The sequence below is a fragment of the Streptomyces sp. 1114.5 genome, assembly GCF_003635085.1.
GTDB lineage: Bacteria > Actinomycetota > Actinomycetes > Streptomycetales > Streptomycetaceae > Kitasatospora.
In genome coordinates, this window is sequence record NZ_RBXE01000001.1 from 2,251,651 (window position 1) to 2,267,786 (window position 16,136).

Genomic DNA, 16,136 nt, shown 5'->3' on the forward strand with positions numbered 1-16,136 from the left:
GCGCGCGGTGGGACGCGGGCGCCTAGATACAGCAGGAGCAGAGGCGACAACAGAAGTTCACGGCACGGCGGAGCGTGGAACCGCTCCGGGGGCTGGCGAACTCTGACATAGGGGAAAGGAGACCGCATCCGCGGGGCGGGTGTCAAACCGACGGATGCGGCATTCGAGTGGATTAGGTCCGGATCTTTCCCTGATGGGGTGATTCATCACTCTCTATGTTTCGATGGGAAGATCGCCGGGAAGGCAGCCCGATGACCGGCCCGCGCCGGTGACCGTGCGTCACCTGGCGATTGGTTGCGGATGGTTCGGCATCGTTCAGGACTTTGGGCCAAAAGGTCCGATGTGTCCGAATATGTACACTATTCGTAACGGCTTGGTGCCGGGGAGTGAATCCTGGCCTCAATACCAGAGCTCGGCTTGACTGGGCCAGAGTGACGCAACTGTAATTTCACTCGTGTCGTCAGCCGCACGAGGCAACGGCAACCACGGGGACGCCAAGTAGGGGCAGAGGAGGCGCGCCACATGAGCGAGCTCTTTGAGCTGTTGATCGGGGACGGCATCGCGGAGGATGAGGAGGAACTCGGTTGGCAGGAGCGCGCGTTGTGCGCCCAGACCGACCCCGAGTCCTTCTTCCCCGAGAAGGGCGGCTCGACCCGCGAGGCCAAGAAGGTCTGCCTCGCCTGCGAGGTCCGTTCGGAATGCCTGGAGTACGCGCTCGCCAACGACGAGCGCTTCGGCATCTGGGGCGGTCTCTCCGAGCGCGAGCGCCGTCGGCTCAAGAAGAGCGCGGTCTGACTGGGGCGCCGCCCCGCTGACCCGTCGCCAACGACGGACAATCGCACAGCTGTACGGGCGCCTCACCGCGGTGGTGGGGCGCTTTCGTGTTCCCGGCCCCTCTCCCGGCCGACGGCCTGGGCATCGCCGGCCGCCCGGCCCCTCCTTCACCGTCTCCGCACCGGCACCCCGGACGAACCGGCCACCCGGAGCCGTTAGTGTGGTGCGCCATCCGGTTGCCGTTCACCGGCTGTGTCCACCGAGAACTGGGGCCCGCGCACTCGATGACCGTCTACAGCCACCAGAGCGGCTTCACCGCTTCCAGGCCGCCCGCCTATCCGCGCCACCTGGTCACCGCGGTGATCGTCTCGCACGACGGCGCCCGCTGGCTCCCACAGGCGCTGGCCGGCCTGCTCGGCCAGGACCGTCAGGTCCAGCGCGTCCTCGCGGTCGACACCGGATCCACCGACAACTCCCCGCAGCTGCTCGCGGACACCCTCGCCGAGTGGCTGCCCGAGAGCGGCCCGCTCGTCCTCGGCCGCCGGGCCGGCTTCGGCACGGCCGTCGCCGAGGCCGTCTTCAACAGCCCCCCGCTGCGCCCCGAGGACCTGCCGTACCGGCTCGACCCCTCCGGCTACGACCCGGTCACCGGCGGCTGGGACGATTTCGGCGACCCGCTCGCCCAGGAGGACGACCTCGGCCGCGGCGGCCCGCGCGAGACCCAGCCGGTCGAGTGGCTCTGGCTGCTGCACGACGACTGCGAACCGCAGACCGACGCGCTGCGCCGACTGCTCCAGGTCGCCGACTCCACCCCCAGCGCCGCCGTGGTCGGCCCCAAGCTGCGCAGCTGGTACGACCGCCGCCAGCTGCTGGAGGTCGGCGTCACCATCGCCCGCTCCGGGCGGCGCTGGACCGGCCTTGACCGCCGCGAGCAGGACCAGGGCCAGCACGACCAGGTCCGCCCGGTGCTCGCCGTCTCCAGCGCCGGCATGCTGGTGCGCCGCGACGTCTTCGAGCAGCTCGGCGGCTTCGACAAGGCCCTCCCGCTGATGCGGGACGACACCGACTTCTGCTGGCGGGTCAACGCCGCCGGCCACCGCGTCGTGGTCGCCCCCGAGGCCGTGCTGCGGCACGCCGAGGCGGCCGGCCGCGAGCGCCGCGCCATCGACTGCGGCGCCTCCCACCCGCACCGGGTGGACAAGGCCGGCGCCGTCTACACCCTGCTCGCCAACTGCCGGGGCGCGCTCTTCCCCTACGTCCTGCTGCGGCTGGTGCTCGGCACCCTGCTGCGGGCCGTCACCAACCTGCTCGGCAAGGACCCGCGCCAGGCCTTCGACGAGCTCGCCGGCCTCGGCCACGAACTCGTCCGGTTCCCCCGGCTGCTGGCCGCGCGCAAACGACGCGCCCAGACCAGGTCGGCGGACGCCCTGGACGACCGCACCCTCTTCCCGGCGCCCGGCGCCACCACCCGGCTGGCCGTCGAGGGCGTCATCGGCTCGCTCGGGATAGGGGGCGGCGACGACTCCGGCGGCCGGCACGGCTCGGTCGAGGCCGGCGGCGACGAGGACTCCGAGGACCTGGTCGTCGAGCAGTTCGCGCTGATCAAGAAGCTCGCCCGGCGCCCGGCGCCGGTGCTCTTCGCCGCCCTGCTGGTGTTCGCCCTGGTCGCCTGCCGCGGCCTGCTCGGCAGCGGCGAGCTCTTCGGCGGCGCCCTGCTGCCCGCCTCCGACGGCGCCGGCGGCCTCTGGTCGATGTACGCGGACGCCTGGCACCCCGTCGGCACCGGCTCCACCGCCGCCGCACCGCCGTACCTCGGGGCGCTCGCGGTGCTCTCCTGGCTGCTGTTCGGCCACGCCGACCTCGCACTCACCCTGCTCGTGGTGCTCACCGTCCCGCTGTCCGCGGTCAGCGCCTACCTGGTGTCCCGGCCGCTGCTGGACTCCAAGCTGGTCCGCGCCTGGGCCAGCGCCACCTACGCGCTGCTGCCCGCCGCGACCGGCGCGCTCGCCCAGGGCCGGATCGGCACCGCCGTCCTCGCCGTGCTGCTGCCGCCGCTGGCCCGCGCCGCCGCGATCGCGGCCGGCCTCGGCATCCGGGACGAGAGCGCCGCCAAGGGCGCCCGCCCGGGCTGGCGCCCGGTCTGGATGGCCGTCCTGCTGCTCACCCTGGCCACCGCCTTCGTCCCGCTGACCTGGGCGCTCGCGGTGCCGCTCTGCCTGGCGACGCTGGTGGTCGCGGTGGTGCGCGGCGGCGCCTTCGGTTCCGGCGGTACGGCCCTGCGGCTGCTCGGCCTGCGCGTCCTGCTGATCCTCGGCGTCCCGGTCGGCCTCCTCGCCCCGTGGTCGCTCAAGGTCCTCGCGCACCCGCAGTCGCTGCTGCTGGAGGCCGGGCTGCCCGGCCTGCACGGCACCGGCGCGAGCGCGGCCGGCCTGCTGCTGGTCAACCCCGGCGGCGCCGGCGTGCCGCCGACCTGGCTGTCGGCGGGCGTCGTCCTCGCGGCGCTCGCCGCGCTGCTGCGCGCCGACCGCCGCCGGGCGGTGCTCGCCGCGTGGGGCGCGGCCGGCGCCGGCCTGGTCTTCGCGGCCGCCGTCGCGGGCACCTCCGTCACCCCTGCCTCCGGCGGCCCGGCAGTGCCCGCCTGGGCCGGCCCGGCCACCCTGATCGCCGGGATCGCCCTGCTGGCCGCCGCCGCGATCGGCGCCGACGGCGCCAACGCCCGCGTGGCCGGGATCGCCTTCGGCTGGCGCCAGCCGGTGGCCGCCCTGGTGGTGGCCGCGGCCGTGCTGGCCCCGCTGGGCACCGGCCTGTGGTGGGCGCTGACCGGCGCCGGCAAGCCGCTCGACCGCGCTGCGTCCGGCCAGGTCCCCGCCTTCATCGCCGAGGAGGCCGGCACCACCGACCGGGCCCGCACCCTCGTCGTCACCGGCGAGAAGGCCGGCGGCGCCGTCCGCTACACCGTGCTGCGCGGCGCCGGCCTGACGCTCGGCCAGGCCGAGTCCACCGTCGACCCGGCGACCGGCACCCAGGCCGGCCTGGACAGGATGGTCGGCAGCCTGCTGGCCGGCTCCGGCGCCGACCAGGCGAACGCCCTGGCCGGCTACGGCATCGCCTACGTGCTGGTCCGCCAGCCGGTGATCGACACCTTCAAGGACGTCCTGGACACCACCCCCGGCCTGGTCAAGGCCAACCAGGACAACGGCACCGCGCTCTGGCAGGTCAACGGCGCCCCCGCGGTCCGCGCCGTGATCACCGCCCCGGGCGCCAACCCGGTGGTCGTGCCCTCCGGCGTCCGCGACCTCTCGACCACCGTCCCGGCCGGGGCGGACGGCCGGGTGCTGCGGCTCGCCGAGTCCGCCGCCCCCGAGTGGAAGGCCACCCTGGACGGCACCGCCCTGGAGCCCGTCACGGTGGACGGCTGGGCGCAGGGCTTCAAGCTCCCGGCCGGCGGCGGCAAGCTGAGCGTCACCCGCGAGGGCAGCCTTGCCCACACCGGCTGGATCTGGGCCCAGGTGCTGCTCGGCCTGACCGTCCTGGTGCTGGCCCTGCCCGGGCGCCGCAGCCACAAGGACGACGACCTGCCCGAGGAGGTGGTGGCCGCCGCCGCGCTGGCCGCCGCCGCCCAGGCGCAGGCCCCCGCCCCCGGCAGCCGCCGGGCCCGCCGGATGGCCGAGCGCGGCGAAGGCGGGGAGGGCGGCGAGCCCGGGGCCGGTGAGCCCGGGGTGTACGAGGGCCGGCCGGGCGCGGTCCCGGCGCAGCCGACCGGCGAGCCGGTGACCGAGGCGGTCCAGGCGGCCGCCGCCGTCCAGGAGGCCGAGCCGTACACCGACCCGTACCAGACGTACCAGCAGGCCGACCCGTACAGCTACGACCAGTACGCGGCCCAGCAGCCGGTGGCCGCGCCGTACGGCGGCCAGGGCTACGACGCTGCCGGGTACGACGGCCACCAGCAGGAGGCCTACCCCCAGCAGGGCCACCCCCAGCAGGGCTACGAGCAGCAGGGCTTCGAACAGCCGTACCAGCCGGAGCAGCAGCAGTACGGCTACGACCCGTACGGGCAGCCGGAGCACCAGCAGCCCTGGATGCCCGGGCAGCAGCAGACCGACCCCTACTACGACCCGAACGACCCGGACGGCAGCCGCCGGTACCCGCACCAGCACGGATCGGGGAGCTGACCCGCGATGAAGAAGCCCGCATTCAGGAAGAAGTCCGGCGCCGACGGGGCCGCCGAGCCGGTCGAGCCCTCCGTCGAGGCTGCGTCGTCGGCGTCCGCGCCCGCGCCCGCGCCCGCGTCCGCACCGGCTCCGGCCGCCGGGCCCGGCCGGTTCGCCGGGAAGGGCGGCGGGGCGAAGACCACCCCGTCCCTGCTCGCCGCCGCGGTGGTGCTCGCCGCGGTGTTCGGCATCGCCGAGGTGCGCCCTCCGGCCGCCCCGGCCACGGCGGCCGCGGCGGCGGCGCCGACCACCGCGCAGGTCGAGCGGACGGCGGCGGTCTGCCCGCAGCCGCTGCAGGGCCTGACCGGCTCGACCACGCTCAGCGCCTACACCCCGCCGGGGACGGGCTCCGCCACCGGCGGGGCCGGCTGGCTCTCCGACGAGGCCGCGCCCGCCACGCCCGCCGCGCCGCCCTCCGGCGCGCCCTCGGCCCCGGCCACCCCGGCCGCGACCCCGGCCCCGACCGGCCCGGCCGCCCCCGTCCCGGACAAGAACGCCGCGCCCGCGGACGCCCGGCTGGCCCTCGCCAAGCCCGGCACCCCGGCCACCGGCCCGGCCGCCAACGGGGACGCCGCACCCGGCACCGGGGCCCTCGCCACCGGCACCCTCGCCCCCGGCTTCACCGTCACCCAGACCACCGTGGTCACCGAGCAGCGGGGCCTCGGCCTGTCCGGCCTCACCTGCACCCCGGCCGGCACCGGGTTCTGGTTCGCCGGGGCCAGCACCGCCGGCGACCGGGTCGACTACCTGAGCCTGGTCAACACCGAGTCCTCCGCCGCCGTGGTCGACATCAAGCTGTACGGCGACAAGGGCCTGATCGACAACGACGCCGCCAACGGCCTCACCGTCGCCCCCGGCAGCTCGCAGTCCGTCCTGCTGTCGACCCTCACCAAGGGCGCCGTCACCGACCTCGCCGTCCACGTGGTGGTCCGCGCCGGCCGGGTCGGCGCCGCGCTGCACGCCGCCGACGGCAACAAGGGCGCGGACTGGATCCCGGCCTCCGCCGCCCCGGCCGCCACCCAGGTGCTGCCCGGCCTGCCGGCCGACACCACCACCGCCCGCCTGGTGGTCTGGGCGCCGCCGGAGGACGACGCCGACCTGAAGATCCAGCTCTCCGGCAAGAACGGCTGGTTCACCCCGGCCGGCAACGAGTCGATCCACGTCAAGGCGGGCATGGTGGCCGCCGTCGACCTCGGCAAGGTCACCCGGGACGAGGTCGCCGGGCTGCGGTTGTCGCCCAGCGACGACAAGCACCCCACGCCGATCGTGGCCGGGCTGCGGGTCGACCGCGCGGCGGGCAACGGCAAGAGCGACGCGGCCTGGCTCACCGGCACCGTCCCGGTCGGCGCGCGGGCCACCGTCGCCGACAACCGGGCCGGCGCCTCCACGCTCTACCTGACCTCCACCGGCGACGCCGCCACCGTCCGGGTCACCGCCTCGGCCGGCAGCGGCGGCGGCACCCCGGCCACCAAGGAGGTCCAGCTCCCGGCCGGCGGCACGGTCGCCCTCCCGGCGCCCGAGCCCGCCGGGCTGAACGGCGTCTTCGCGCTCACCGTGGAGACCGTCTCCGGCGGCCCGGTGGTCGCCGCCCGGATGCTCTCCATCCCCGCCAAGGACGTGCCGATGTTCACCATCCAGGCGCTGCGCGACGACCGCAGCACCGTCAAGGTCCCGCAGGCCGCCCAGGACCCTGGCGTCGTCCTGCGCTGAGCAGCCGTCGGGGGCGGCACCTCCCGGGTGCCGCCCCCGACCGCCCGACCGCTCGTCCTGCGGTGTCAGTCCTCGTCGTAGCGCGGGTCGATGGCGTCCGGGGAGAGCCCCAGCAGCTCGGCGACCTGCTCGATCAGGATCTCGTGCACCAGCGCCGCCCGGTCCTCCCGGGTCTTCGCCCGGATCTCCACCGGCCGCCGGTACACCACGATCTGGCTCTTGTGCCCCTGCTTGCCCGGCGACACCCGCCCCAGCGGAACGCCGTCCTCGGTGTCCGCGCCGTCCGGCTCGTGCAGCGGCACCTCCTGGACGGCGAACTCGACCTCGATCAGCTGCGGCCAACGCCGCTCCAGCCGCTCCACCGACTCGCGCACGTAGTCGTCGAACAGTTCGGAGCGGGTGAGCGAGATCGGCACCTGCGGCGGCGCCAGGGGGCCGCGCAGCCCCCTGCCGTGCCGGTCCCGGTGCCGGGGGCGGCGCGCTGGGCCTGTCGATGACTGCGGTGCGGAGCTGTCCATATCACTGCCGAGAGTAGTCCTTGGACGGTCGGAAGTGGACCACTCCGGCGGGGAATCGCCCGGGGCGGTCGGGACGCGCCCCCGGCGCTCGGAGGCGACACGGCACACCCTCCTGGCAGGCGGTCTTCGCTCCCCGGCGGGGAGTGCTGTACCGTCCACCCTCGTGAGCTCTGTACGTCGTTGTTCGCGGACCGCGTGCGGCCGGCCGGCCGTCGCAACGCTGACGTACGTCTACGCGGACTCCACCGCCGTTCTGGGCCCGCTCGCCACCTACGCCGAGCCGCACTGCTACGACCTGTGCGCCGAGCACGCCGAGCGCCTCACCGCCCCGCGCGGCTGGGAGGTCGTCCGGCTCGCCGCCGAGGCCGGGCCGCTGCGCCGCAGCAGCGACGACCTGGAAGCGCTCGCCAACGCCGTCCGCGAGGCCGCCCGCCCGCAGACCCCCCGTCAGGCCCGGTCGCCCGAGGGCGAGTCCACCGAGGGCAGCCGCCGGGGCCACCTCCGGGTCCTTCGCTCACCGGAGAACTGACGCCGTACGCGCACCGCGCGTTCGTCCGGCACAGGTACGCTGCCCGTCTACCGCCACCGCACCCGTCGACCGGACGGGCGGTGGCACCGACGTGTTCAGTACAGAGACCAGGTGGAGCCGCAGTGCGCGACCTCAAGCAGCTCGTGAAGGCGTACGACGTCCGAGGCGTCGTCCCGGACCAGTGGGACGAAAGCCTGTCCCGGGCTTTCGGTGCCGCGTTCGTGCAGGTCACCGGCGCGACCGCGATCGTGGTCGGCCACGACATGCGCCCCTCCTCCCCGGCGCTGAGCCTGGCCTTCGCCGAGGGCGCCGCCGCCTACGGCGCCGACGTGGTGCAGATCGGGCTCTGCTCGACCGACCAGCTCTACTACGCCAGCGGCAAGCTCGACCTGCCCGGCGCGATGTTCACCGCCAGCCACAACCCGGCCCAGTACAACGGCATCAAGCTGTGCCGGGCCGGCGCCGCCCCGGTCGGCCAGGACACCGGCCTGTCCGAGATCCGCGAGCTGGTCGAGTCCTGGACGGCCGAGGACGACACCGTCACGGTCCCGGCCCGGGACGTGAAGCCCGGCGTGCTCTCCGAGCAGGACACCCTGCGCGGCTACGCCGACCACCTGCTGGGCCTGGTCGACCTCACCGCGATCCGCCCGCTCAAGGTCGCGGTGGACGCCGGCAACGGCATGGGCGGCCACACCGTGCCGACCGTCTTCGACGGCCTGCCGATCGAGCTCGTCCCGATGTACTTCGAGCTGGACGGCACCTTCCCCAACCACGAGGCCAACCCGCTCGACCCGAAGAACCTGGTCGACCTGCAGGCCAAGGTCCGCGAGGTCGGCGCCGACGTGGGCCTGGCCTTCGACGGCGACGCCGACCGCTGCTTCGTCGTGGACGAGCGCGGCGAGCCGGTCTCCCCGTCCGCGATCACCGCCCTGGTCGCCGCCCGCGAGATCGCCCGCGCCAAGGCCGCCGGCGAGGCCGAGCCGACGATCATCCACAACCTGATCACCTCCTGGACCGTCCCCGAGGTGGTCCGCGAGCTCGGCGGGAAGCCGGTGCGCACCAGGGTCGGCCACTCCTTCATCAAGCAGGAGATGGCCGTCACCGACGCCGTCTTCGGCGGCGAGCACTCCGCCCACTACTACTTCCGCGACTTCTGGCGCGCCGACACCGGCATGCTGGCCGCGCTGCACGTGCTGGCCGCGCTCGGCGGGCAGCCCGGCACGCTCTCCGCGCTGACCGCCGAGTACGACCGCTACGCCGCCTCCGGCGAGATCAACAGCACCGTCGCCGACCAGGCCGCCAGCACCGCCGCCGTCCGCGCCGCCTACGCCGGGCTGGAGGGCACCAGCGTGGACGAGCTGGACGGCCTGACCGTGGCCGGCCCGGACTGGTGGTTCAACCTGCGCGCCTCCAACACCGAGCCGCTGCTGCGCCTGAACGTCGAGGCCAAGGACCCGGCGAAGATGGCCGAGCTGCGCGACGGCGTGCTGGCCATCGTCCGCGGCTGACCACGGCCCGCCCGGGCGACGCGCCTGAGCTCAGCGCGTGATGCCCCGGCCGGTAGGGTTGCCTATCGGCCGGGGCACCTCCGTGCCACCACCGATCTTTGGAGAGCCCCCATGAAGCTCGAATCCTTCCTGCTGGAGATCCTGGTCTGCCCGCAGTGCCGGGCCGCGCTCGCCGAGGGCGGCACCGAGGAGCAGCCCGAGCTGGTCTGCACCGGCGCGGACTGCGGCCTCGCGTACCCGGTCCGCGACGGCATTCCGGTGCTCCTGGTGGACGAGGCCCGCCGCCCGGCCTGATGCTTGGGCGTGTCTGACGCCCCGGGGCGAAGCCCCACCCCGCCAGCCGTCCAGGACCGCAGCCGGAGGCCCGCCGCATGCTCGACGACACCCTGCTCGACGATCCGGCCGCCCTCCAGCGCGCCGACCAGGACCGCGCGCTGCTCGCCCTGGCCGGGGCCGGCGCCCGGGTCCGCACCGCGCTGCGGCAGGCCGACGCGGCCGGCCTCGACCGGCTGAGCCCGGACGGACGTCCGCGCGCCGTGCTGGTCGCCGGGCACGGCAGTGCGCTGACCGCCGCCGGGATGCTGGCCGCGCTGGCCGGCACCGCCAGCCTGGTCGTCCCGCTGCCGCCGTCCGAGGCGGCCGCCCCGCGCGCCGACCGGGCCGGTGCCCCGCCCGCGTTCACCGCCGGGCTCGGCTGGCAGCTGCCGGGCTGGGCCGGCCCGCTCGACCTGCTGGTGATCAGCTCCGCCGACGGCGGCGAGCAGGGCCTGGTCGGCCTCGCCGAGCAGGCCTACGCGCGCGGCTGCGCCATCGTCGTCACCGCCCCCACGGGCACCGCGCTGGCCGAGGCCGCGCTGCAGGTGCGCGCGCTGCCGCTGCCGTACGTGACCTCGATGCTGCCCGAGGGCGGCCCGCCCGTCGCGGCCGCCGAGCCGGACCTGCCGCCCGAGGACCCGGCCGCGCTCTGGTCCCACCTCACCCCGCTGCTGGCGCTGGCCCAGAAGATCGGCCTCACCCAGCTGCCGTACGACGCGCTGCCGGGCGTCGCCGACCTGCTGGACGCCACCGCGGTGCGCTGCCGCCCGGACGCGGCCGCGTACACCAACCCGGCGAAGGGCCTGGCCGCGCGGCTGGCCGGGACCGTCCCGCTGCTGTGGGCCGAGGGCCCGATCGCCGGGGCGGCCGCCGCCCGCTTCGCCGCCCAGCTGGCCGACCGGGCCGGGCGGCCGGCGCTGGCCGGGGAGCTGCCGCAGGTGCTCACCGCCCACCGGGGCATGTTCACCGGGCAGTTGGGCGCGGGCGCGGACCCGGACGACTTCTTCCGCGACCGGGTCGAGGAGCCGGACCCGCTGCACCTCCAGGTGCTGCTGCTGCGGCACGCGCCGGGGACGGCCGGATCGCCGGAGGAGCAGGACGGCCCGGCCGAGGTGCCGGAGGAGGACGCCGGCCCGCGCAGCTTCGGCGTGAGCAGGGCGCACCGGCTGGCCGCCGGGCACGACGTCCGGCTGACCGAGTACGCGAGCACCCGGCCGGAGGCGCTGCACGCGCTGGTCGACCTGGTCGCGCTGGCCGACTTCGCCGCCGTCTACCTGGGGCTCGCCGCGGCACAGGCCTGAGACGGTCGGCCGCCGGGCAAGCTCCGGCCGGTACGGTAAGCGCTCGACGCTCGACGACGCTTGACCGAACCGTGAGGACTTCTTCGCATGAGTACCGAAGGCGGCACCAAGGCACTGGTGGCGGCGCTGTCCGCGAATCTGGCGATCGCGGCGGCCAAGTTCACCGCCTTCGGCTTCACCGGCTCCTCCTCGATGCTGGCCGAGGGCGTGCACTCGGTGGCCGACTCCGGCAACCAGGTGCTGCTGCTGGTCGGCGGCAAGCGGGCGCGCCGGGCGGCGGACGAGGAGCACCCGTTCGGGTACGGCCGCGAGCGCTACGTGTACGGCTTCCTGGTGGCCATCGTGCTGTTCAGCGTCGGTGGCCTGTTCGCGGTCTACGAGGGCTGGCACAAGGTCAACCACCCGGAGGCGCTGGACTCCTGGGGCTGGGCGGTCGGCGTGCTGGTCTTCGCCATCGCGACGGAGGGCTGGTCCTTCCTCACCGCGGTGCGCGAGTCGGCGAAGATCAAGGGCGGGCAGAGCTGGCCGCAGTTCATCCGCACCGCCAAGGCTCCGGAGCTGCCGGTGGTGCTGCTGGAGGACACCGGCGCGCTGATCGGCCTGGTGCTCGCGCTGTTCGGCGTCTCGCTCACGGTGATCACCGGGGACGGCGTCTGGGACGGCATCGGCACCCTGTGCATCGGCGTCCTGCTGGTGGTGATCGCCGTGGTGCTCGCCCTGGAGACCAAGTCGCTGCTGCTCGGCGAGTCCGCCGACAAGGACTCGGTGCGGCGGATCCGCGAGGCGCTGGTGGACGGCCGCTCGGTCACCGGGGTGATCCACATGCGGACCATGCACCTGGGCCCGGAGGAGCTGCTGGTCGCCGCCAAGATCGCGGTCAACGCGGAGGACAGCGCGGCGCGGGTGGCTGCGGCCATCGACGCGGCCGAGGAGCGGGTCCGGTCGGCCGTCCCGATCGCCCGGGCGATCTACCTGGAGCCCGACGTCTACAGCGCCGAGAAGGCCGCGGCGGGCGAGGACCCGGCCGCCACGCCGGGCGGCCCGGGGCCCGCGGGCGCGTGACTCCGCGGAGCGGGCCCGCTCCCCGGCGGCGGTCGAAATCGGTCATCGGCAGACGGCCGATGGGGCCATCGGTGTAGATTCGTCCCCAGAGCCAGAACGTCGCTGCTGATGGCGGTCGATCGGCGGCCCGCACCCGTAGGGTGTGCGCCGGTCGAGGGAGAGAGGTCCTCCGACGGTTTGTGCTGCGCAGGGAGCCGGTCCGCCACCGCGGGGATCCGGCCGCCCGGGCGCGGCCGTACACCCGTACGGTCCGTCGAGCGCGACACAACACCCGGACCTTCGGCCCCACCCCCATCAGCGAGGAGCAGACGCATGTCGACCGACATCACCGGTGACTTCAAGGTCGCCGACCTTTCCCTGGCGCCGTTCGGCCGCAAGGAGATCCAGCTGGCCGAGCACGAGATGCCCGGTCTGATGTCCATCCGCGCCGAGTACGCCGCCTCGCAGCCGCTGGCCGGCGCCCGCATCACCGGCTCGCTGCACATGACGGTCCAGACCGCCGTGCTGATCGAGACCCTCACCGCCCTCGGCGCCGAGGTCCGCTGGTGCTCCTGCAACATCTTCTCCACCCAGGACCACGCGGCCGCCGCCATCGCCGTCGGCCCGGAGGGCACCCCGGAGAACCCGCAGGGCGTGCCGGTCTTCGCCTGGAAGGGCGAGACGCTGGAGGAGTACTGGTGGTGCACCGAGCAGGCCCTGACCTGGCCTGACGGCAAGACCCCGAACATGATCCTGGACGACGGCGGCGACGCCACCCTGCTGATCCACAAGGGCGTCGAGTTCGAGAAGGCCGGCGCCGCGCCGGACCCGTCCACCGCGGACAACGACGAGTTCCGGATCATCCTGGAGCTGCTCAACCGCACCCTCAAGGACACCCCGAACAAGTGGACCGAGGTCGCCGCCACCATCAAGGGCGTGACCGAGGAGACCACCACCGGTGTCCACCGCCTGTACGAGATGCACCGTGACGGCCAGCTGCTGTTCCCGGCCATCAACGTCAACGACTCGGTCACCAAGTCGAAGTTCGACAACAAGTACGGCTGCCGCCACTCGCTCATCGACGGCATCAACCGCGCCACCGACGTCCTGATCGGCGGCAAGGTCGCGGTCGTCTGCGGCTACGGCGACGTCGGCAAGGGCTGCGCCGAGTCGCTGCGCGGCCAGGGCGCCCGCGTCATCGTCACCGAGATCGACCCGATCTGCGCGCTCCAGGCGGCGATGGACGGCTACCAGGTCGCCACCCTCGATGACGTCGTCGAGACCGCCGACATCTTCATCACGACCACGGGCAACAAGGACATCATCATGGCCTCGCACATGGCCCGGATGAAGCACCAGGCCATCGTCGGCAACATCGGCCACTTCGACAACGAGATCGACATGGCCGGCCTGGCGCAGCTGCCCGGCATCGTGAAGACCGAGGTCAAGCCGCAGGTCCACGAGTGGCGCAAGGCCGACGGCCGCACCATCATCGTCCTCTCCGAGGGCCGCCTGCTGAACCTGGGCAACGCGACCGGCCACCCGTCCTTCGTGATGTCCAACTCCTTCGCCAACCAGACGATCGCCCAGATCGAGCTGTTCACGAAGACCGAGCAGTACCCGATCGGCGTCTACGTGCTGCCGAAGCACCTGGACGAGAAGGTCGCCCGCCTGCACCTCGACGCGCTGGGCGTGAAGCTGACCACCCTGACCCAGGAGCAGGCCGACTACATCGGCGTTCCGGTCGAGGGCCCGTACAAGGCGGAGCAGTACCGCTACTGATGCGGTGACGCCCGTACGGCCGGTGGCCGGCACCCCTGGGCGGGGGTGCCGGCCACCGGCGTGTCCGGGTCAGCCGGGTCAGCCGGGTCAGCGGGCCGTCGGGCCCTCGGGTCAGCGCAGGACGTTCGTGGTCCAGGTGCTCTCGGCGGCACCCGTGAGGTGCACCAGCCCGGTCATGGCCTCCAGGCCCCCGAACCGCTCGACCAGCGGCACGCTGTCGGACTCGGCCGTCGCACAGACCTGAAGGCCCTGCTCCTCCCGGCACTTCGTCGCGTACTTCCCGTAGGACAGCGGGCCCGCCGGGGCCACGATGATTCCTGCGGTCATGCCGCCGCCGGAGAACGCGAGGCCGGCGGACCAGGGCTGCCCGTTGCCGGGACGGCTCAGCACGGCCTCGGTCGGGCGGACGCCCTCGGGCAGTCCGGACAGCCAGAACGGGAGCGGGACCGGCTTCTCACCCACCTTGACGTCGGCCGCGACCCGCAGCAGCACCTCGTCGGGGACCTCGGTGCTGCTGCGGTTCGACAGGAGCTGCGCCCACCGGCCGGAGGAGGTCTGCCAGCGCAGCAGGCGCCGCCCGTCGTACGTCGGATGCGTCGGGTCGACGACCCAGTACGCGGTCCGGCCGTTCACCTGGGGGGCCGGCTGCTTCTCCTGCTTCTGCGTCGCCGACTGGCTGAGCGAGGGCTCGGCCGCGTCCTGGAAGACGAGCAGCTCGATCCGGCGGCCGGAGGGGCCGGGCTGGGCGGCGGAGGTGACGACGTCGGTGCCGGTCGCGGTGTGGCTGATGCCGGTCACGGGGTCCAGCCACTCGGGGAGCCAGCCGAAGGTGGCCCGGACGACCAGGGGGTCGGTCGCGCTGCCGACCGGCACCGCGGGCGCGGCGGGCGGCGCCGGCGTGCCGGCCTCGCCCCGGCCCGCCGGTACCAGGCGGGTGGTGGCCGGTGCGCCGCCGCCGGAGGGCAGCAGCAGGGTGGTGGTGACCACGGCGGCGGTGACCGCGGCCACCGCGCCGAGCAGGGCTGCACGGCGCCGGCGCAGCCGGGACCGCCCGCGGGCGATGGACGCGGCCGGGTCGAAGGTGGGCGGCGGGGCCGGTTCCTCGGCCAGAGCCGTCAGGCGGTCGGTCAGCTCGTCCGGTCCGATGGTCATGACGTCCTCTCTGGGACGGAGGGGAGGGGAACGAGGGCCCTGCGCAGGGCCTCCAGCGCGCGGGAGCTCTGGCTCTTCACGTTGCCCGGCGAACAAGCCATGGCCTCGGCGGCCTGATCGATCGACAGGTCGCAGTAGTACCGCAGGACCACCGTGGCCCGCTGGCGGGGCGGCAGGGCGGCCAGCGCCCGGCGCAGGTCCAGGGAGGTGTCCAGGTCGAGCGCCACGGCGACGGTCTCCGGTTCGCCGTCGGTCCGTACGGTGCGGCGCCACCACGCGGTGCGCTGCTCGCCCAGGAAGGTGTTGACCAGCACCCGGCGGGCGTAGCCGTCCAGGTTCTCCACCCGCCGGGCCCTCGCCCAGTTCACGTACAGCTTGGTGATCGTCTCCTGGACCAGGTCGTCGGCCCGGTGCCAGTCCCCGCACAGCAGATAGGCGACCTTCCGCAGCCAGCCGCTCCTGGAGGCCACGTAGTCCGTGAACCCCTCGTCGCGCGTCTGCTTCGCCATCTGCACCCCCTCTCGTCATGGTGGCGGCACCGGTCCCGGCGCCGTCCACCCCCCTAATGCGCGGACCACCCGGGAACGTTGCACGGGCGGGCGCACGTAGGCTTCGGGCATGCCCAACGGCCGGTACTCGCTCCACGACACCCACGACCACGTCCTGCTCGGGGAGGAGCGCTTCAGCTGCGCCCCCGGGGCGGCCGGGTGGCGGTACGTCTCCAAGACCTACGCGCCGGACGGCCGGGTGCTCGGCAGCGTCGACCTCACCCTGGACTCGCGCGCCCGGCCGCTGCGGATGGAACTGCGGGCCGGGGGCTGGCAGGTGCGTGGCGGGGCGGTGGACGGGGTGGCCTGGGTCCGGACCGACGCGGCCGACCCCGGCGGCGAGCACACGACGGAGGGCCACGACCGGGCGCACGCCTTCACCGGCCGCTCGCCGGGCTTCCTGGTCGCCACCGCCCGGCTGCTGCGGCTGCGGGAGGGGGCGAGCGCGCGGGTGCGGCTGGTGGCGTTCGCCGAGCCGGTGCTCGCGCCGCGCACCCTCGACCAGGGGTGGCTGCTGGAGGGCGTCGACACGCACCAGACCGATTCGGGGCCGCTGCTGGTCGAGCGGTACCAGGTCGCGGACCTGGAGACGGGGGAGCAGCAGGTCGTGCACCTGGCGGGGGACGTGGTGCTGGCGGCGGAGGGGATAGAGCTGGAGGAGCTGGAGTCGCCGCCGAACGCCTGGCGGGTAGGGGGCGAGGAGTAGCGGGGACCGGGGACTGAGGGCCGGGTGCTGCGGGGCGGGTG

At 74.5% G+C, this 16,136-nt stretch carries 13 protein-coding genes; 10 read left to right on the forward strand and 3 right to left on the reverse strand.

Features of this window, described 5'->3' with window-relative positions:
• Positions 1-522 precede the first annotated feature (522 nt).
• The 3 genes from BX285_RS09955 (at position 523) to BX285_RS09965 (ending at position 6,695) form a co-directional block, all read left to right on the forward strand.
• Positions 523-795, forward strand: a complete 273-nt coding sequence (locus BX285_RS09955) for a WhiB family transcriptional regulator (RefSeq protein WP_030062195.1) — start codon at positions 523-525, stop codon at positions 793-795.
• Between the two features lie 263 nt (positions 796-1,058).
• Positions 1,059-4,946: a glycosyltransferase family 2 protein gene (locus BX285_RS39170; protein ID WP_121174936.1), complete on the forward strand. Its 3,888-nt coding sequence runs from the start codon at positions 1,059-1,061 to the stop codon at positions 4,944-4,946.
• Between the two features lie 6 nt (positions 4,947-4,952).
• Complete coding sequence (locus BX285_RS09965) at positions 4,953-6,695, forward strand: DUF5719 family protein (RefSeq protein WP_220783905.1); 1,743 nt, start codon at positions 4,953-4,955, stop codon at positions 6,693-6,695.
• Positions 6,696-6,760: 65 nt separating this feature from the next.
• On the opposite strand, the gene BX285_RS09970 is transcribed toward BX285_RS09965, so the two are convergent.
• Positions 6,761-7,213, reverse strand: a complete 453-nt coding sequence (locus BX285_RS09970; RefSeq protein WP_097237658.1) for a metallopeptidase family protein — start codon at positions 7,211-7,213, stop codon at positions 6,761-6,763.
• Positions 7,214-7,325: 112 nt separating this feature from the next.
• Between BX285_RS09970 and BX285_RS09975 the strand changes: the two genes are divergently transcribed.
• The 6 genes from BX285_RS09975 (at position 7,326) to ahcY (ending at position 13,689) form a co-directional block, all read left to right on the forward strand.
• A complete protein-coding gene (locus tag BX285_RS09975; RefSeq protein ID WP_097240207.1) occupies positions 7,326-7,742 on the forward strand; it encodes a DUF3499 domain-containing protein in 417 nt (138 codons plus the stop codon).
• A 122-nt stretch (positions 7,743-7,864) separates the two neighbouring features.
• A complete protein-coding gene (locus BX285_RS09980; protein WP_097237659.1) occupies positions 7,865-9,250 on the forward strand; it encodes a phosphomannomutase/phosphoglucomutase in 1,386 nt (461 codons plus the stop codon).
• A 111-nt stretch (positions 9,251-9,361) separates the two neighbouring features.
• Positions 9,362-9,544 (forward strand): Trm112 family protein, encoded by a 183-nt coding sequence (locus BX285_RS09985; RefSeq protein ID WP_097237660.1) that lies wholly within the window; start codon positions 9,362-9,364, stop codon positions 9,542-9,544.
• 77 nt (positions 9,545-9,621) lie between these two features.
• The gene (locus tag BX285_RS09990; protein WP_121174937.1) at positions 9,622-10,866 is read left to right on the forward strand and encodes an SIS domain-containing protein; all 1,245 of its coding nucleotides are present in this window, start codon (positions 9,622-9,624) and stop codon (positions 10,864-10,866) included.
• Between the two features lie 87 nt (positions 10,867-10,953).
• On the forward strand, positions 10,954-11,928 hold the full coding sequence (locus BX285_RS09995; protein ID WP_121174938.1) for a cation diffusion facilitator family transporter: 975 nt from the start codon (positions 10,954-10,956) through the stop codon (positions 11,926-11,928).
• Between the two features lie 312 nt (positions 11,929-12,240).
• Positions 12,241-13,689 carry an adenosylhomocysteinase gene (ahcY, locus tag BX285_RS10000; protein ID WP_097237663.1) on the forward strand — a complete coding sequence of 483 codons (1,449 nt, stop codon included), beginning with the start codon at positions 12,241-12,243 and terminating at the stop codon, positions 13,687-13,689.
• A 111-nt stretch (positions 13,690-13,800) separates the two neighbouring features.
• On the opposite strand, the gene BX285_RS10005 is transcribed toward ahcY, so the two are convergent.
• Positions 13,801-14,841: a hypothetical protein gene (locus BX285_RS10005; RefSeq protein WP_097237664.1), complete on the reverse strand. Its 1,041-nt coding sequence runs from the start codon at positions 14,839-14,841 to the stop codon at positions 13,801-13,803.
• The gene (locus BX285_RS10010; RefSeq protein WP_097240208.1) at positions 14,838-15,350 is read right to left on the reverse strand and encodes a SigE family RNA polymerase sigma factor; all 513 of its coding nucleotides are present in this window, start codon (positions 15,348-15,350) and stop codon (positions 14,838-14,840) included. Before BX285_RS10010 ends, BX285_RS10005 begins: the two co-directional genes overlap by 4 nt.
• Positions 15,351-15,459: 109 nt before the next feature.
• Here BX285_RS10010 and BX285_RS38265 point away from each other — a divergent pair, with 109 nt between their 5' ends.
• Complete coding sequence (locus BX285_RS38265) at positions 15,460-16,095, forward strand: hypothetical protein (protein WP_121174939.1); 636 nt, start codon at positions 15,460-15,462, stop codon at positions 16,093-16,095.
• The last annotated feature ends 41 nt before the right edge of the window (positions 16,096-16,136 follow it).